We start from the raw sequence: 16,705 nt of genomic DNA, 5'->3' as shown, positions 1-16,705 counted from the left end.
GTGCGGGCCTGCGGTCGAAACCGCATGACCACGGCGCCGGACACGACGGCCGTCACCCCGACGACCAGAAACATGATCAGCTCCGTGGCGCCGAAGGCCGGCAGGAAGCCACCGCGGTCGGCTACGAAGGCCATGAGCGGCCCCAGCGTGAGGGCGCGCGCCGGATCCTGCCTGCCCGCCTCCGACCAGTCGGTCGCCGAGATCACAGCGGCCACCAGCAAGGCCGTGGTCGTCGCGACGAACGCCGCCATGTTGCGACCCACAGTCCTCCCGCATTCCACGTCGCACACGCCGCCCGCGTGCGCACAGCAAACCACGCCACCTCTCCCGCGCAGAACCGTGCTGGCACGGATGCCGTTTTGCGTGTTCGCACGGGTCCGACCGGGGACGTCTCACCCTACGTTTTACGACGACCACGACAAAATTTCACCGAAAGGACCAAATGGACGTGAGGACGGCAAGGTTCGCCGTGACGGCCGGAGCCATGCTTGCCGTGACGCTCGGCGTGCCGGCCATCGCGCAGGCGGAGCCACAGACCCGGCAGGCGCACTACTACATCGAGATTGGTGGAACCTGGGATCCCACCGCCGACAACACCTACAACCTGGCCAACACCCGCCTCGACGGCGGCATCGCCGTCAAAGTCGACTATCCTGCCTCGCCCGGCCCCGGTATCCCGTTCGTCCAAACCAGTTACGACGAGAGTGTGCACCAGGGCTGGCTCAACGCCAGCCGCGCGCTGCAGGGCACCTACAACAACGACCCTGGCGCGCGGTTCACCATCGTCGGATACTCGCAAGGCGCGCACGTCGCAAATCTCGTGCTCAACGACGTGGCCGATGGCCGGATCGACATCCCCAGGTCGCAGGTGGACGGAAAGCTCTACGCGGACCCGATGCAGCCAGGCACGGGTATCGGTGCGATCGTGCCGCGGGGCTTGAGTGCCTTCGGCTTCACCTCACCAGGCCCTGGCCGGGTGGACTTCGCCGGTATTCCGGTCCAACGGTACTGCATCAACACCGACGGCGTGTGTGACTTAGCCTCGGGCCTTCAGGCACCCGGTGGCTACATCGCCCAGCACCCTTGCTATCCACGCTTCGAGTTGCCGGACACGCTGGCCTTACCAGTCGTCCACAATGCCTCGCCGTGGATAACGCCGCATCCGTTGCCGGCGTGTGCGCAGATACCGGGACTGCCCTGAAGTACGGACGGTGAACGCCGCCGTCGGCAGGTCACGTCAGGGGCGGCCAACGGAGGGATCGGCACACCAGGAGGCGGTTGATCGCCTCCTGGTGTGCGTCCGTGGGGGTTGCAGGTTGCGCGGCTATGGAGCGGAACAGGGCCGGAAGGCGTCGAGGACCGCGGAGTGGACGCCGCGGGTGCTGATCGCGTCACCGATGCCGAACAGGTGGAACGTCTCTCGCTCGTTGCGTACCTGGGTTCGCGGAGCGAGATCCAAAAGCTGCTGGTAACGGATTTCCCCTCACAAACCGCCGCCTACGATCACGGGCTTCAATGGACCCGGTCGGTGCCGAGCAACACGAACGCCATCCGAGCGATCTCCGAACCAAAATTGCGCCATGCATGCCGCGTCCGCTGCTGCACCACGATGTCACCCGCCTCCAGCAACGTCGGCTCGCCGTCGTCAAGGTCGAGCCAGATCTTTCCCTGCAGGACGATGGCGTAGTCCACAGTGTCCGTCGTGTGCATTCCGGGGTTGTCCACTTCGAAGCGTTTCGTCATTTCGGGCGATTGCTGGATCTGCTCGGCACCCAGAGCCGCAGGATCGAAACCGGGCTGCGCCATCACCGACTCCGGCGGAAAATCCACTATCGAAAACACCGTGTGACCCGGCGCCGGATGGTCCGGCCCTCCCACCGGCGCCCCTTCCTCCACATCCACCTCCGGCGGGGACCCCGTCGACCACACGACCGCCGACATCAACCCCGGCAACGCCGCGAAATGGTGTTCCGTCGGTACCGGTCCATCACTGAGCACCACCGCCTTCCCCGAACGCTGGCCCGTCACCAACCGCCTGATCGTCATACCACTCACTCCTCATCCATCATGGACGTTTCATAACGCTCGCCGCCCATCTCACAGCAAGGTGGCACTCGAAGGGAACCCGGCGCCCCCTTCTCGCAGATGCGGCGGAGACAGGCTCGCCGACGCGGTCTGCCGCATCGCGCCGTACATGCGGCGGAGGAGATCACCGTGCCCGCGCCGAGGGCCACCGCGGTCGAGGAGGCGGCACCCACATCAGAAAGTAGACGGGGAAAACCAGGACTGTCGAGCCGGCGAACCCGACGCGGAACAGGGTCGCCGGTCCGATCCGGTCCCCCGACGAGGCCCGGCGGGACCCGTAGAAGACCGATCGCGAGTCCGGACCCGGCTTGCGCCCGAAGTGGCCGGAAGTCCTCCCCAACAGGCGTCAGGCGTTCACCTCGGCCATGACATCGGCCCACCGTTCAATCATCTCGTGCTCGTGGCCGGCCGCCGTGTGGAACTTGGCCTCCTTGACGCCCAGGGCCTTCATCTCCTTGATCTGCTCGGCCAGCTCCTTCTTGGTACCTGTCATGCTGAGTGCCTTGATGACGTCTCCGGTCAGGTGCGTTCCTTCCGGTCGCAGGTACATCGTGTGGCCGCGATGGTTGGCGAGATATCGAGCGTCCGCCGGCTCATACCGCTCGTACACCTTGCGATATTGTTCGAGCTGCCCGGGGAACGGGAAGTCGCCGGGAAGAAGCGAGCCGAACTCCGCGGCCTCGACGGCGGCGTGAAACATGACCGAGGCGAATGGCCCGGCCTGTGCCTTTTTGCTGTCGGGCGATTCGCCGTCGTCGAGCACGCAGCCGCCGATGGAGCAGATCGGGTAGAAATCCTCCGGTCGCGGCCGCTTTCGGCCCACCGGGATGATCGCGAGCCTGTATCGGCGTCATCAGCCGTCGCGCTTCTGTTTCGAACGTGCGGCGGAAGCCGCCTCGCCGGTGTCGCACGTCGCGTCTGCGCAGGAGGAAAATTGCCCGCTTTTCGTTGCGGCAACGGGAACTGACCAGCCTCCGGGACCATCCCTCTCTCGCAGGCGAGGCCTGCGCTCAACTACGCTCGCTCACAAACCAGGGGCAGGCAGATCCCCGAAATCGCCGAAAAGTGGGTAGTCGGGGAACCACAGCACGTCAACGTGCTTCTCGCTCTCGCGCAGTCGTTCCGCCGTGGGCGGCTTGTCGGGTTCCAGGAAGTGCACCACGTTCTCGAAACCGTCCGGAGCGACCATTCCCATGAAACGGCTCCTGGGCGCCGCGAACGCCCACGAGTGGATCCAGTTGCGCGGCAGAAGGCCGAACTCACCCTCCTTGAGGTCCTTGACGATCTTCGTCCCCTTCTGGTCGTCCAGGAGCACGCGCACGAGACCGTCGAGCACGAAGACCGCCTCCGTGGTCTCCCGGTGGACGTGCGCAACGGTCGGCACGGCCACGTCACCGGAGCACACCATCGCCGCCAGGTCCCCGTCGGTGTCCGCCGCGCGTGTGAGCATCGTGCGCAAGGTGTTGTTGGCCAGGTTCTGTTCGCCCTCTCCGGGCCCGAGGATGTACGGGGCACCGAGACCCACGTCGTCCAAGGACACGTGGGCGGGAATGTGAATACGCTCCGGACCCATGATCCGCCCTTCTGCCGGTCTGCACTGACACGTTCGCGCACCGATGCGCGTCGCTTTCGACTGCTGCCGGTCCGCCGGGCATCCGAGCGGAAGACCTCGACCGTGCGCTGGTTCGTCATCGTGGCCCGCGGCTCAGGCGCGGAGCCAGGACGACGGGACAGGGTGATCGCCGAAACATTTGGACCGCGCGGTGAACGCGGACGCCGTCAGCCCGGCGGGCCCCGCACCCACCACAAGAACGTCGGTAGTGACGGTGCGCATGAGCGGAAAACCTCCAGCAGAGTCAACGGCGGGTCGCGGTGGGTGTGTTGATGGCCGGCACCGAGGCTGCGCTTGTGGCTGTCGTGTCCTGGATAACAACGAGTTGCGGCCGAGCGCCAGTGACCAGTCCCATTGGGCGGGAGCGCCACCACCTTCGTCTCGACATCGCTCTTGACACGTCCAGAACGGCGCCGGCGGTTTCAGTGCAGCGGTCGACCTTGGCGAACACCTGCGAGCGGTCACGAGCCAGCCGTGCGCAGGTAGTCCAGTCCGTAGCAGACGCAGGCCGGCCCATCGGCCTGAACAGGAGCCAAGCCGGGATGATCGTGCATACCACCGCCCGACACCACACGGCGGGTGTCCACCGGCTTGGTCCGGACCCCCGGGTCTTCCGCCGTTGGGGCGTTCAAGTTGTGAAGCGTTAGTACTGCTGCCGCGGGGTGTGATCCTTCGGTGTGTCGTGATCATCGAGACGGTCACCGCGTGATCAACTTCTAGGTGTGTTGGGACTTGAAGAGGGCTCGGTGGCCGCGTAGGGACTGTAGTTGATGATCGCCTGGTGGCCGATGAGACGGGTTTTCTGAAAAAGGGCACCGCATCCGCCGGGGTCCATCGGCAGTGTTCCGGCACGGCCGGGCGGATCGAGAACTGTCAGCTGGGCGTGTTCTTGACCTACGTGTCGGGCCAGGGGCCGGGCATTGATCGACCGGGAACTCCACCTCCCCACATCCTGGGCAGAGGATCGCCAGCGGTGCGCCGAGACCGGAATCGATGACGATGTGCCAGTTCGCGACCAAGCCCGAACTGGCACAGCGGATGCTTCAACGGCTGCTGGATGCCGGCGTCGAATGGTTCACCGCCGACGGACCCTACGGCGACAACCCTGGCCCGCGCGCCTGGTGCGAAACAGGCCGGGCTCAGACGGATTCCGACTCTGCGCGCGTGGACGATCAGAGGTGGGGTCCGAGGACGCTGACGGCTGACCGGGTCATCACGATATCCATCCTGTCCGCCGTCTCGAGCGGTCAGCTCGAACTCTCGTCGCCCTGGTTCGGCCTGGCGGTTTGGGTCTACTCGCTGAGTGCCTCGCAATACCGGCGTTGAATCAGTTGCCGGCGCGCGGCCTCCCATTCCTGTGCCGGCGCGATCGGCGGCGTGTCCATTGCGATATTCGCTTCCGGTTCTCCGGACCTGGTCGAGTCCGGCTTGCGCGGCCGGCCCTGCGATGCCGTTAACGGCTCGATGTCGAAAAACACCCTTGACCGCAGGGTTCTGAACACTTCGTCCATCGCCGCCTCCGTAAGATGCGGCCATTTGGCCGCGTAACGGTTCACCCGATTTGGGCGATATCACAAGAAATTTACCTGAACAGCGGACAATGGGGGCCGTGATGGGCGTTGTAGTCCAGGCAACCGCGCCAGGCGCTGTCGAGGTGCCCGCCCGTCGGGCGTTGGCGCCAGCGCTGCTTTACCTGGCCGTTCGTGCAATCGGCACCTTGATCTGGTGGGGCATGACGGCCGCCAGCGACCGCGTGAACTGGCGACCGTGGGATGCCGACTGGTATCTCGCCATCGCCGAGCATGGTTATGCCACAGCGGGTGCCGGCATGGTCGACGCGCACGGTAGCCCGGCTCCTGACGGCACATACGCCTTCTTCCCGCTATATCCGCTGGTCACGCGAGCGTTCGCGGTTGTGCTGGGCAACTACGTCGTCGCGGGCATCGCGGTGTCGACGATTGCCGGTATCGCCGGCGCCTACGGGGTGGCGCGGCTGGCTCGGGCGATGCGGGGGGATCACCGGGCCGAGTTGATCGCCGTCGTCCTGGTCGCGGCCGCGCCGATGTCGGTGGTGTACACGCTCCCGTACCCCGAGGCACTGCTGATCGCGCTCGTCGTGTGGACGCTGGTCAGCCTGTTGGAGGGCCGATGGTGGCTGGTGCCGTGGCTGGTCGCCGCGGCGGGCCTCGCCAATCCGATGGCCGGCCCGCTGCTTGTGGTGGTCGTTGTCGCGGCCTGTCTGGCCGTGTTCCGGGAGCGCGGCGAGACTCGCTGGTGGGCCGCCCTCTCGCCGTTGTACGCGGCGGCTGGGATGGTGGGCTATCTGCTGTGGGTCTCCGCCACCGCACCTCACTCCTACTTCACGATCACGGAGAAGGGGTGGGGAAACAACGTCGATTTCGGCGTCACCACCACGGAATGGGTCTTCCAAGAGTTGACCATGGGCACGCACGCCTACTTGGTGGTGACCGCGGCGGCGATCATCGCCTCGGTGGTGGCGGTTGTAATGGTGCGGCGGCGGATGCCGTGGCAGGTGTGGCTTTACACCGCGGGCACGGTCGCGCTGATCGTGGTGCACAGCGGCCTGGTGCAGGACCGGACCCGACTGCTGTTGAGCGCTTTCCCGTTGCTTGTGCTCGCGGCTGTGCGGCTGGCTCGCTGCTCCACCCGGGTCGCGGTGGTGACCACCTGTCTCATCGCGTTGGCCGGTCTGTGGTTCAGTGCCTACTCGTTGAGCGCCTGGAAATACGCGATCTGAAGGCCCCGCTACGGCTTTTCCGGGGTCGCGGTGAACAGGTGCGGGCGGGGTTTGATCAGGTTCGGCAAGGTGATCGACGCCAGCTCGCGCGCCGGGTCGAGCGGCACCAGTTGGTGGAAGATCGCGAGTTGGACGTTCACCGGATCGGTGCGCGAGTGCATCTGGCCGGTCCGGATGGCCTCGGTCTCGCCGAAGGCGGCTCCGGACCGCCACCCGGTGAGTCGGAGCGGGACCTGGGCCGTCGAGCCGTCGGTGTAGGCGACGATCAGGGTCGAACTGACGTTGCCGTTGTCGCTGGGCCCGAGCAGATGCAGCCGTTCGTAGCGGTCCGCGGGCACGTTGATGGTCTGTCCGGTCGCGACAACATTGTTTTGGCTTCCCTCGCTGCCATTGGTGAACAGGAACGGCACCCCGTCGGCGGTCAGCTGCCCGGTCTGGGGCAGTTGGGCGGCGGGGTAGGTGTTGCCGGTGCCGTCGAAACCACCGTCGCCGAAATAGAACTCGCTGGTGATCGCGTCGTCGTTGTCGAGCACCGAGGACAGATCGACGGTCACGGCCTGTCCGGCGGGCGGGAGCGGCGGCAGGCCCCGGGGTTTCGCGGGGTCGCTGATCGACACCGGTGCGATCGTGAGGTCCGGCCTCGCTCCCGCGGCATGCACGAGGACTTCACCGCCACGCGGCACCTCGATCTCGAGCGCGCCGTCCGGCAGCTCGTGCCAGTGCGGCCGTCCCCACGAAGCCCGAACCGTCAGCGGTCCCGGGATTCCCGTTCGGAGGCGCAGGGGTTCGCCGGCAGGACCGTGGACGCGGACGAACTCGGTGCAACCGCGCGACACCCCACTCGTTGCCGAACTCCGGCCGGTGATCCTGCACCTGGCTGCTTCTGCCGGGCAGTCTTGGCTCCACTTGTCCGACGAATCCGGGGAGATTTGGCCCCACCGGCTCAACTGGAAGTCGGGCCGGCAAACCGGCTCTGAGCAGGACTCCCCGCCCGTCCTTGCTGCTTTGGAAGTGACCACAGGTGGAGCTGAGACCGGCCGGACAAGTGGGGCCGGACTGGGGCGGCAAAGACACCTGGCTGTGGTCGACGGTGAACCGGACGGCGTTGGCGCCCGGCTCCTGGTATAGCCCGGTGGCGAGGAACCGTTGCCCAGGAACGGCCCCTCGTACCAGGTCCGCGGCACGCGCTGCCACTCAACGACGCGACCGCGCTGGTCGCGTTGCGTACCGCGATCGCGGCCATCGCCGGAACGGTGACCGTCTGGGAGGTCGGCGGCGACTTCCTGCTCGCCGCCCTCGGTGGCGCGGGACCAGGTCCTGGCCGGCGAGGAATCGGGCCCAGTCCTGGTCGCCGGCCATCCGGTCGCGAAGGCCCAGCCCGGCTTCCGCGGTGGTGTCGTCGGCTCCGGCGACTCCGGGGAGCGCGGCCAGCATGGCTCCCGCCAGCGTGCCACCGAGCAGGCCACGACGTGAAAATCCCTCGTGCAAGGTCGCTCCCGGAGTCGATGACAACGGCGACAACAGTGGGCGGCGCCAGATAGATCGGATGTCTAATCCGGTCGACAGCGCCCAATAACTATCGGAGGAGAAGTTCAGGAAGAGAGATCGGATGTTTCCCAAGCTGCGCGAGATCGGCGAGCAGGTCCTTTCCGGCTTGATGACGGCTGCGCTCAGCGTGGCCGTCACCACAGTTGAGCGTTCAATCGAATAGAGGTAGCGTCCTGATTGCTTACTTGAATTGTCAAGTAAATGTCGAGAGCCATGGAGGCTGCCGTGACGGACGCAACCGCGCTGGGGGCACCGCCCGCGAACATCAGGACCAGTGTGCGGGTGCCATTGAGCTTCGGCGACGGCTACCGGACCGCCGCCGACGTGTACACGTTCAAGGGTCTGGTGGATGGTAAGGAGCACCTCGCGCTGGCACTGGGCGACTACCGGAGCGCGGCGGTGCCGTTGGTGCGGGCGCATTCGGAGTGCATGACCGGCGACGTGTTCGGCTCCGAGCGGTGCGATTGCGGCCCGCAGTTGCGGGAAGCGGTGGAGCGGATCTCCAGTACCGGTGGCTACCTGCTTTACCTGCGTCAGGAGGGTCGGGGCATCGGCCTGTACGCCAAGCTCGACGCGTATGCGCTACAGGACGTGGGGCTGGACACCTACGCTGCGAACCGGGCGCTGGGGCACGCCGACGACGAGCGGGACTACACACCCGCCGCGCAGATGCTGGCCGCGCTCGGCGTCGAGCACGTGGATCTGTTGACCAACAATCCCGACAAGCCCGCACAGTTGCGTGCGCTGGGTGTCGATGTGCGCGCGGTCAGCCCGACCGCGGTGCACGCCTCGCCGCACAACCTGCGTTACCTGGCCGCCAAGGTCGTCCAGACCGCCCACACGATCGATCTCCCGTCGGCGAGTTGATGGCCATGTGGGTGGACGACCACGCCGAGTTCGACCAGTGGGGTCGGGAGGGGTGACGTCGACGTCGGGCATTTCACGCCGCTGTCAACACCCTGGGTGCTCGCGAGGACGAACTGGCCGGTCAGCGCACGGTCATTGATGGCTATTGGGCCGGTATGGGCAAGCGCTCCATCCGGCTCGGCTGAGCACGCGTGCGTCCATACGTTTCGACGGCGGGAACGATCTGGCTACCTTGTGAAATGGTGACGACGGGCGCGGCGAAAATATCGACTCATCGGCTACTTGTCGGTAGCCTGCCGTGACGCCGGGATGTGGAAGACCCACTTTCCGAGCGCCGGGAGGGCTCAGTGATCAAGCTCATGTTCGCGGACGACGAGGAACTGGTTCGGGCGAGCCTGCGCGCGATGATGTCGGGAGCGCCGGATATCGAGGTGGTCGGGGAAGCCAACGACGGCAGGTCGGCAGTCGAAGCCGCCCGTCGGCTGGCGCCGGACGTCGTGTTGCTCGACATCAAGATGCGGGCGCCCGATGACGGGATCCGGGCATTGCGGGCGATCCTCGCGCTGCCCTCCCCGCCGACCGTCGCCATGCTCACCACTTTCGACATGGATGAGTACGTGAGCCTCGCGTTGCGGCTCGGTGCCAACGGGTTCCTGCTGAAGGACATCGAGCCCGCCGCCCTGCTGAGGGCGGTTCGTGACCTCGCCCGCGGCGGCGCGGTGCTCGATCCCGGCGTCGCCGTGCGCATGGTGCGCGCGCATCGTGAGGGCCAGCGCGCCGCCCAACCCGCGCGCAAGCTGCTGGCGTCGCTGTCCGAGCGGGAGCGGGAGGTCGTCGGTCTGATCGGGCAGGGCCTGTCCAACGCCGAAATCGGCGCGAAGCTTCACCTGTCCGAGGCGACCGTCAAGGGGTATGTCTCGGCGGTGCTGTCCAAGATCGGCGCCGCCAACCGGGTGCAGGCCGCGTTGCTTGCCTATCGCGGCGGCCTGTTGGATCCGCTGTAGCCGGTTCTTAGGCGGGTCTCAGCACTGTCGGCGACACTGTCTACATGCGCATTCTCGTTGTCGATGACGACCGGGCGGTCCGGGAGTCGCTCCGGCGGTCGCTGGAGTTCAACGGTTACCAGGTCGAGCTGGCCGGCGACGGCGCGCGCGCGCTGGAGATGGTGGTGGCCGACCGGCCGGACGCGATGATCCTCGACGTGATGATGCCGAGACTGGACGGCCTGGAGGTCGCCCGGCGGTTGCGCAGTACTGGTGACGACCTGCCCATCCTGGTGCTGACCGCGCGGGACACCGTGTCCGACCGGGTCTCGGGCCTGGACGCGGGCGCCGACGACTACCTGCCCAAGCCGTTCGCGCTAGAGGAACTGCTCGCCAGACTGCGCGCGCTGTTGCGCCGGGCCGCGCCCGACGCACAGGCGGGGCCCGACGCCGAAGAGCTTTCCTTCGCCGACCTGACACTCGACCCCGGCACTCGCGAGGTTCGCCGGGGCGGCCGGGAAATCAGCCTCACCCGCACCGAATTCGCGCTGCTCGAACTGTTCCTGTCCTACCCCAAGCACGTGCTGACACGGGGGCGGATCCTCGAGGAGGTCTGGGGCTACGACTTCCCGACGTCGGGGAACGCGCTGGAGGTCTACGTCGGCTACCTGCGGCGCAAAACCGAGGCAGACGGTGAGCCCCGGTTGATCCACACCGTGCGCGGGGTCGGCTACGTCCTGCGGGAAACACCGCCGTGAGCCAGATTCTGAGCCGACCGACCACCGTGATGCACGTGGGCGACCAGAACTACGCCCAGCGCGGGACGAAGCGGCGGATTTCCCTCCGCACGAGGGTGTCGCTGCTTTCCGCGGCGTGCGTCGCGGTCGTGATGGCGCTCGTCTCGATCGGCGTGTACATCACCGTGTACAACAACCTGTACCGGCAGATTGACGACAACCTGACCCAGCGGGCCAGCGCCGTGCTCAACGACCCGACGGTGACCAACAGTGCCGGACAGTACCTCGGCTATGTCACACAGCTGGTCGATGTGCGGTTCGATCTGGTCGATGCCATGGGACGGGACCGGGTCGGGCGGGTCACCGAACGCCCGCCGATCGGACCGGAGGAGCGGGCGGTGGCCGCCGGCACCCGTTCCTCGTCGCTGCGCACCGAGGCGGGCTACCGGGTGCTCGCGGTCCCGTACCAGTACCAGCCCGGACTCGCGCTGGTACTCGCCCAGCCGCTGAACGCGACCAAGCAGGCGTTGCAGCAGCTCGCGGTGGTGCTCGCGCTGATCGGCGGCGGGGGGATCCTGATCGCCGCGGTCGCGGGCACGGCGGTGACCAGAACCGGCCTGCGGCCGGTCGAGCGGCTGACCTCGGCGACCGAGCACGTCACCCGCACCGGCGACCTGCGGCCGATCCCGATCAGCGGCGACGACGAGCTGGCCCGGTTGACCCACAGCTTCAACGCGATGCTCGGGGCGGTCGCCGAGTCGCAGGAGCGGCAGCGGCAACTGGTCGCCGACGCCGGTCACGAGCTGAGAACCCCGCTGACCTCGCTGCGCACCAACCTCGAACTGCTCCTGTCGGCAAGCCGATCGGACTCGCGCAACCTGTCCGAAAAGGACCAGATGGAGATCGAGGCCGACATCAAGGGGCAGCTGGACGAGTTGACCCAGCTCATCGGCGACCTGGTGGAGCTGGCCAGGCAGGATGCGCAGGCCGAGGCGTTCGAGCGGGTCGAGCTGGTGGATGTCGTCGAGCGTGCCCTCGACCGGGCCCGCCGACGGGCCGGGGAGATCGAGTTCGCCGTGTCGCTCCAGCCGTGGGTGCTCGTCGGCGACTCCGGTGGCCTCGAACGTGCCGTGCTCAACCTCCTGGACAACGCGGTGAAGTTCTCGCCGCCGGGTTCGGCCGTGCGGGTGTCGATGTACCCGCTCGGCGACGGCTCGGCCGTGATCGAGGTGGCCGACGCCGGCCCCGGGATCGCCGACGCCGACCTGCCGAAGGTGTTCGACCGGTTCTACCGCTCCTCCGAGGCGCGTACGCTGCCTGGCTCCGGGCTCGGTCTGTCGATCGTCAAGCAGGCGGTGGAACGAAACGGCGGTACCGTTTACGCTGGCCGCGCGCCCGAGGGCGGTGCGTTGATGACCATTCGCCTCCCTGGCTCTCCCGGCTGAGTTCGTCACCCTGACCGGCGCGTTGTTTGATCGTGTAGGGTTTTGTGTAATTGGTGGTGGCGACGGGAGTGGTGGTGCTGGCGCGTCAACGGCAGGCGGTCATTCTCGAAGAGGCGCGCAGAACCGGCGCCGTCCTGGTCAGTGACCTGGTGGCCAAACTCGGCGTGTCCGACATGACGATTCGCCGTGATCTGGACGTGCTCGCCGGCCGTGGCCTGGTCGAGAAGGTCTACGGGGGCGCCACGGCGATCCTCGGCAAGAGCACGGACGAACCGGGCTTCGAGGCGAAGTCCGTTCAGCAACGTACGCAGAAGGAGGCCATCGCCGAACTGGCCGCCAAGCTGGTCCGGCCGGGCACGGCGATCGGGATCTCCGCGGGCACCACCACCTGGACGCTGGCTCGCGCGCTCGGCTCGGTACCGGGCCTGACCGTGGTGACCAACTCCATCCGCGTGGCCGACGTGCTCCGGGACTCCCCACAACCGGACCGCTCGGTTGTGCTCACCGGCGGGGTCCGCACGCCGTCGGACGCGCTGGTCGGGCCGGTCGCGGTGCACAGCCTGCGCCGACTGCACCTCGACCTGGTCTTCCTCGGCGTGCACGGGATGGCCGAGGGGCCGGGTTTCACCACGCCGAACCTGACCGAGAGCGAGACCGACCGCGCGCTCGTCGAGGCAGGACGCCGGTTCGTGGTGCTCGCCGATCACACCAAATGGGGGATCGTCGGCATCTCGACCATCGCCAGCCTTGACGAAGCCAACGTCGTGGTCACCGACGACGGCTTGGCGGAGCCCGCTCGGCAAACTCTGGCCGAGCACGTGGGCGAACTGCTCATCGCCCAGGTGGAGGACGCGGACCCGGAGGGCGACGGTGCGGGCTGACATCACGAGCGGACCCGCGATCCCCGCGGAAAACGGAGGAAAGGTGAAGCGCACGGTTCGGCATCTCGCCGACGGCAGGGAAATCATCTATTTCGACGAGCGCCCGGACGCGCCCGCGGGCACCGCCGAGGACACCCGTGATCTGCCCCCGGTGGCGGCGACCTCGGAGATCCGCTTGGATCCGTTGAGCGGCGAGTGGGTCGCGATGGCCGCACACCGGCAGACCCGCACCTACAAACCGCCCGCCGACCTGTGTCCCCTTTGCCCGAGCAAGCCGGGCAAGCCCAGCGAAATTCCGGAATCCGACTACGACGTGGTCGTGTTCGAGAACCGCTTTCCCTCCTTCTCTCAGGGCGTTTCCGAAAGTCCGTCCACAGTGGATGATCTCGGCCTTGTGCCGACCGCACCGGGCCGCGGGCGGTGCGAGGTCGTGTGCTTCACCAGCGACCACAACGGCTCGTTCGCCGGCCTGCCACCGAGCCGGGTGCGCACGGTGATGGACGCGTGGGCGGACCGGACCGCGGAACTGTCCGCCATGGATGGAATCGAGCAGGTCTTCCCGTTCGAGAACCGGGGCGAGGAGATCGGGGTGACCCTGCATCACCCGCACGGACAGATCTACGGCTACCCGTTCGTCACACCCAAGACCCAGCGAGCGTTGGAGGTGGCCCGCTCGTACCAGGAGCTGCACGGCCGCCCGGTACTGGGCGACGTGCTCGCTGCCGAGCGGAAGGTGGGCACCCGGGTGGTCGCCGAGGGCGAGCACTGGACCGCCTTCGTGCCCCCGGCCGCCCGGTGGCCCGTGCACGTGCTGCTGGTGCCGCACCGCCAGGTGCCGGACATCCCGGCGCTGAGCGCGGACGAACGGGACGACTTCGCGGAGGTCTACCTTCGGGTTCTGCACAGCTGTGACCGGCTCTACGACCGACCGCTGCCCTACATCGCGTCCTGGAACCAGGCACCGGTGCGGACCGGCCGGGATCTGGGCTGGCTGCATCTGGAATTGTTCTCCGTTCTGCGGTCGAAGGACAAACTCAAGTACCTGGCGGGCTCGGAGTCGGGTATGGCCGTGTGGATCAACGACGCGACCCCCGAGCAGATCGCCGACCGTCTCCGCGCGGCGGGCTGAGAACCTCGGCATACTTCATGTTGGAACCTCAGCCTGGCCTCAGCCGGCTCTCAGGACCGACACGCAAGGTGTGGATATGACCGAGAACGACCCCAGCGCATCCCAAGGCGGCGATGCCCCCCAGGATGCCGCTCAGCGGCAGCCGGCGCCCGCGCCGGCGCAGGAGGACGAAAAGACGCCCCCGCGGGGTACGCCACTCGGTGGCCAGCAGCAGCCGAACCCGTGGTCGGCGCAAGCACAGCAGCAGACTTCCGGTTACCAGTGGGCGCACCCCGCCACCGGTCCGCAGCCCTCGCCGTACGGCGCAGCGACCACCTACCCGGCACCGGGCATCCCGCACCAGCGCCGGCGCGGTTCCGGAAAGCTGGTCGCGGGGGTGGCGGTCCTCGCCTTGGTGGTCGGCGGAGGAGCCGGGTGGGGCGCGAGCTACATCGCCACCCAGAATTCGAGCAGCAGCAGCGCCTACAACGCGCTCAACCAGCCCTTGCCGAGCCAGACGAGCAACACAGCTCCCGCGGGCAGTGTCGAAGCCGTGGCGCAGAAGGTGTCGCCGAGCGTGGTGGAACTCGTCGTGGCCGGTAGCCAGGCGCAGGGCGAGGGCTCCGGGTTCGTGGTCTCCACCGACGGTTACATCGTCACCAACAACCACGTGGTCGAAGTGGCCGCCAACGGCGGCACGATCCAGGCGGTGTTCCAGGACGGGACGAAGGTGCCCGCCTCCATCGTCGGTCGTGACCCGACGACCGACATCGCGGTGGTCAAGGCGACCGGGGCCAAGAATCTCACGCCGGTCGAACTGGGGAACTCCGACAACCTCAAGGTCGGCCAGTCGGTGGTGGCGTTCGGTTCGCCCTTCGAGCTCACCGGCACCGTTACCTCCGGCATCGTCAGCGCGCTGCACCGCCCGGTGCGCGCCGGGGGCAGCTCGGGCGACCAGACGACCGTGATGAGCGCGGTCCAGACCGACGCCGCGATCAACCCGGGGAATTCCGGCGGGCCGCTGACCAACCTCACCGGTCAGGTCATCGGGATCAACTCGGCGATCTACAGCCCGCAGTCCTCCGGCGGCCTCGGCCAGAGCGAGGCCACCAACGCTGGTATCGGCTTCGCGATCCCGATCAACCAGGCTCAGCGGACCGCGCAGGAGATCATCAGGACCGGTAAGGCCACCCAGACCTACATCGGCGCCGGCGTTGCCGAAGCCCAGCCGGGCGGCGCGCTGATCCAGCGGGTCGAAGCCGGCAGTCCGGCGGACCAGGCCGGACTCAAGGCCGGTGACGTGGTCACCAAGGTCGACAACCTGATCATCGACGACGCCGACGGCCTGGTCGCCGCGGTCCGGACCAGGGCGCCGGGCGAGAAGGTGACGCTGACGCTGAGCGACAACCGGACGATCCAGATCACCCTGGGCGGCCAGCCCGTTCAGGTCAACTGACTTCCAGCGCTCGGCCGGAGGCCCGGCCGAGACCAACCCCGGCTCCGGGCAACCTGTCCACAGGTTGCCCGGAGCCGCTTTTGGTCGCCCGTGAACCGGCTTGTCGTCACCCTGGTCAGGCGCTGAGCAGTTCGGGGCGGTGTCGTAGCGCTTCACGGACTCTCTCCACCATGCCTTTCGGATCGGTTAGTAGCTGTTCTGGTGTCACTACGACGAACTGCCAGCCTTCGGCCCGCAGGCGCTGATGCCGCCACCGTTGGTGATGTGCCGGCGCGGAATCATCGCCGTACTCGACGGCCAGCTTGTCGGCGGGAAAGCAGAGACCGAGGCGGAAGCCGAGCACCTCGGCTCGAATCTCCGGGACGAGCCCGCCGAGCCGAAGCCAGACCCGGATTTCGGATTCGGGCACCGAATCCGACCGTGGATCGGCCAGGGCCAGCGCCTTCCTGGCGCGGACGACGCCGTGGTCGCGACGGCCCTGGAGGAACATCGAAAAGGTCGTGACGTCGATGAAGCCGCCGCGGAGAAGCACGTCGAGCCAGCCAACCGTGTGCGGCAGCGACCTTCGGAGTTGGTTGTCGCGCAAGATGTCCAGCGTGGCGCGCAGGGGTGTCGCGAGCCGGATCCCCCGCCAGGACGCGCTCGTGACCGAACCCAGGGTGGATCGGCGGATGTGCATTCCCCGTCGCACGGTGAACCGGTCACGTTCGGGCACGACGAGCTCGACGGGATCGAACGGGGCGGCCAGGTCGTGGCCGTGGACGGCGGCGGCGGACGCGCCGGTGATGGTCGCGGTGGCGGGCGCGATCAGCGCCGCCGCCTGGCAGCGCAGCTCATGGGTCAGTGGCAGGTGCGCGGGCACGTAGACGTTGTGGAAAAGGCGAGTGAACAGTTGCGAACGCAGCTTGGCCGCGCTCAGCAGTCCAGTGCCGGTCACATCGCTGCCCAGAAAAGGCTGGGTCATCCAGGGCGGGTCGGAAATGGCTTGTCGGGTCATGGACTCCACGATGGGGCAAACCACGACATTCCGCTCGAACTCAAGATCAAAAAGGCCGAGTTGTGCACAGGGTTGAGGTTGTCCACACGTAAACATTCACCTGTTGGGTGGTGTTTCGGCGGCTGCCGCGGCGGTGGTGAGGGCGACTTCGTCTATTCGCCAGCTGGTGTAGCGGCCGCTGTCGTTATCTTGGGTTTTGAGTAGTCTGGCTCGTTCAAGGCGGGACGC

The 16,705-nt window shown here is 67.3% G+C and carries 17 protein-coding genes and 1 pseudogene; 11 read left to right on the top strand and 7 right to left on the bottom strand.

Annotated features, from left to right (window positions below; all coding sequences use genetic code 11):
- The first annotated feature begins 484 nt into the window (after nt 1-484).
- Complete coding sequence (locus VJT49_RS28310) at nt 485-1,201, top strand: cutinase family protein (protein WP_414636108.1); 717 nt, start codon at nt 485-487, stop codon at nt 1,199-1,201.
- Between the two features lie 311 nt (nt 1,202-1,512).
- On the opposite strand, the gene VJT49_RS28305 is transcribed toward VJT49_RS28310, so the two are convergent.
- The 4 genes from VJT49_RS28305 to VJT49_RS28290 form a co-directional block, all read right to left on the bottom strand.
- Complete coding sequence (locus VJT49_RS28305) at nt 1,513-1,902, bottom strand: cupin domain-containing protein (protein WP_324167990.1); 390 nt, start codon at nt 1,900-1,902, stop codon at nt 1,513-1,515.
- A 529-nt stretch (nt 1,903-2,431) separates the two neighbouring features.
- Entirely contained in the window at nt 2,432-2,848 is a 417-nt protein-coding gene (locus tag VJT49_RS28300; protein ID WP_324167989.1) for a hypothetical protein, read from the bottom strand.
- A gap of 261 nt (nt 2,849-3,109) precedes the next feature.
- On the bottom strand, nt 3,110-3,658 hold the full coding sequence (locus tag VJT49_RS28295) for a hypothetical protein (RefSeq protein WP_324167988.1): 549 nt from the start codon (nt 3,656-3,658) through the stop codon (nt 3,110-3,112).
- A 500-nt stretch (nt 3,659-4,158) separates the two neighbouring features.
- Nucleotides 4,159-4,329 (bottom strand): hypothetical protein, encoded by a 171-nt coding sequence (locus tag VJT49_RS28290; protein ID WP_324167987.1) that lies wholly within the window; start codon nt 4,327-4,329, stop codon nt 4,159-4,161.
- Between the two features lie 146 nt (nt 4,330-4,475).
- On the opposite strand from VJT49_RS28290, the pseudogene VJT49_RS28285 reads away from it, so the two are divergent.
- Nucleotides 4,476-4,825 (top strand): annotated as a pseudogene (locus tag VJT49_RS28285) (transposase); the annotation flags it as partial.
- Nucleotides 4,826-4,989: 164 nt separating this feature from the next.
- Here the strand turns inward: VJT49_RS28285 and VJT49_RS28280 are convergent.
- Nucleotides 4,990-5,208 carry a hypothetical protein gene (locus tag VJT49_RS28280; protein WP_324167986.1) on the bottom strand — a complete coding sequence of 73 codons (219 nt, stop codon included), beginning with the start codon at nt 5,206-5,208 and terminating at the stop codon, nt 4,990-4,992.
- A 221-nt stretch (nt 5,209-5,429) separates the two neighbouring features.
- On the opposite strand from VJT49_RS28280, the gene VJT49_RS28275 reads away from it, so the two are divergent.
- A complete protein-coding gene (locus VJT49_RS28275; protein WP_324167985.1) occupies nt 5,430-6,455 on the top strand; it encodes a hypothetical protein in 1,026 nt (341 codons plus the stop codon).
- Between the two features lie 8 nt (nt 6,456-6,463).
- Here the strand turns inward: VJT49_RS28275 and VJT49_RS28270 are convergent, their stop codons facing one another.
- Nucleotides 6,464-7,291, bottom strand: coding sequence for a hypothetical protein (locus VJT49_RS28270; protein WP_324168028.1), 828 nt, complete (start codon nt 7,289-7,291; stop codon nt 6,464-6,466).
- Between the two features lie 463 nt (nt 7,292-7,754).
- Between VJT49_RS28270 and VJT49_RS28265 the strand changes: the two genes are divergently transcribed.
- The 8 genes from VJT49_RS28265 to VJT49_RS28230 all read left to right on the top strand — a co-directional run bounded on the left by VJT49_RS28265 (nt 7,755) and on the right by VJT49_RS28230 (nt 15,480).
- Nucleotides 7,755-7,928 carry a hypothetical protein gene (locus VJT49_RS28265; RefSeq protein WP_324168027.1) on the top strand — a complete coding sequence of 58 codons (174 nt, stop codon included), beginning with the start codon at nt 7,755-7,757 and terminating at the stop codon, nt 7,926-7,928.
- A 300-nt stretch (nt 7,929-8,228) separates the two neighbouring features.
- Complete coding sequence (locus VJT49_RS28260; RefSeq protein WP_324167984.1) at nt 8,229-8,870, top strand: GTP cyclohydrolase II; 642 nt, start codon at nt 8,229-8,231, stop codon at nt 8,868-8,870.
- Between the two features lie 347 nt (nt 8,871-9,217).
- Nucleotides 9,218-9,874 carry a response regulator transcription factor gene (locus VJT49_RS28255; RefSeq protein WP_324167983.1) on the top strand — a complete coding sequence of 219 codons (657 nt, stop codon included), beginning with the start codon at nt 9,218-9,220 and terminating at the stop codon, nt 9,872-9,874.
- 44 nt (nt 9,875-9,918) lie between these two features.
- Nucleotides 9,919-10,611 carry a response regulator transcription factor gene (locus VJT49_RS28250; RefSeq protein ID WP_324167982.1) on the top strand — a complete coding sequence of 231 codons (693 nt, stop codon included), beginning with the start codon at nt 9,919-9,921 and terminating at the stop codon, nt 10,609-10,611.
- Between the two features lie 29 nt (nt 10,612-10,640).
- Nucleotides 10,641-12,035 carry a HAMP domain-containing sensor histidine kinase gene (locus tag VJT49_RS28245; protein WP_324168021.1) on the top strand — a complete coding sequence of 465 codons (1,395 nt, stop codon included), beginning with the start codon at nt 10,641-10,643 and terminating at the stop codon, nt 12,033-12,035.
- Between the two features lie 74 nt (nt 12,036-12,109).
- The gene (locus VJT49_RS28240; protein ID WP_324168020.1) at nt 12,110-12,916 is read left to right on the top strand and encodes a DeoR/GlpR family DNA-binding transcription regulator; all 807 of its coding nucleotides are present in this window, start codon (nt 12,110-12,112) and stop codon (nt 12,914-12,916) included.
- Nucleotides 12,917-12,959: 43 nt separating this feature from the next.
- Nucleotides 12,960-14,045 carry a galactose-1-phosphate uridylyltransferase gene (galT, locus tag VJT49_RS28235; RefSeq protein ID WP_324167981.1) on the top strand — a complete coding sequence of 362 codons (1,086 nt, stop codon included), beginning with the start codon at nt 12,960-12,962 and terminating at the stop codon, nt 14,043-14,045.
- A 76-nt stretch (nt 14,046-14,121) separates the two neighbouring features.
- Nucleotides 14,122-15,480, top strand: a complete 1,359-nt coding sequence (locus VJT49_RS28230) for a S1C family serine protease (RefSeq protein WP_324167980.1) — start codon at nt 14,122-14,124, stop codon at nt 15,478-15,480.
- A gap of 115 nt (nt 15,481-15,595) precedes the next feature.
- On the opposite strand, the gene VJT49_RS28225 is transcribed toward VJT49_RS28230, so the two are convergent.
- Nucleotides 15,596-16,477 (bottom strand): hypothetical protein, encoded by an 882-nt coding sequence (locus VJT49_RS28225; protein ID WP_324167979.1) that lies wholly within the window; start codon nt 16,475-16,477, stop codon nt 15,596-15,598.
- Nucleotides 16,478-16,705 lie beyond the last annotated feature (228 nt).

The organism is Amycolatopsis sp. (assembly GCF_035276945.1).
Taxonomy (GTDB): Bacteria; Actinomycetota; Actinomycetes; order Mycobacteriales; family Pseudonocardiaceae; genus Amycolatopsis_E.
Note: the sequence above shows the minus strand (reverse complement) of the source record. Positions and strands in the feature narration are given on the sequence as shown.

Bases quoted from the DNA above. Each gene is read 5' to 3' on its own strand.
- VJT49_RS28310 (WP_414636108.1), top strand. From the start codon at position 485: ATGCTTGCCGTGACGCTCGGCGTGCCGGCCATCGCGCAGGCGGAGCCA.
- VJT49_RS28295 (WP_324167988.1), bottom strand. From the start codon at position 3,658: ATGGGTCCGGAGCGTATTCACATTCCCGCCCACGTGTCCTTGGACGAC.
- VJT49_RS28280 (WP_324167986.1), bottom strand. From the start codon at position 5,208: ATGGACGAAGTGTTCAGAACCCTGCGGTCAAGGGTGTTTTTCGACATC.
- VJT49_RS28275 (WP_324167985.1), top strand. From the start codon at position 5,430: ATGACGGCCGCCAGCGACCGCGTGAACTGGCGACCGTGGGATGCCGAC.
- VJT49_RS28250 (WP_324167982.1), top strand. From the start codon at position 9,919: ATGCGCATTCTCGTTGTCGATGACGACCGGGCGGTCCGGGAGTCGCTC.
- VJT49_RS28245 (WP_324168021.1), top strand. From the start codon at position 10,641: ATGCACGTGGGCGACCAGAACTACGCCCAGCGCGGGACGAAGCGGCGG.
- VJT49_RS28230 (WP_324167980.1), top strand. From the start codon at position 14,122: ATGACCGAGAACGACCCCAGCGCATCCCAAGGCGGCGATGCCCCCCAG.
- VJT49_RS28225 (WP_324167979.1), bottom strand. From the start codon at position 16,477: ATGACCCGACAAGCCATTTCCGACCCGCCCTGGATGACCCAGCCTTTT.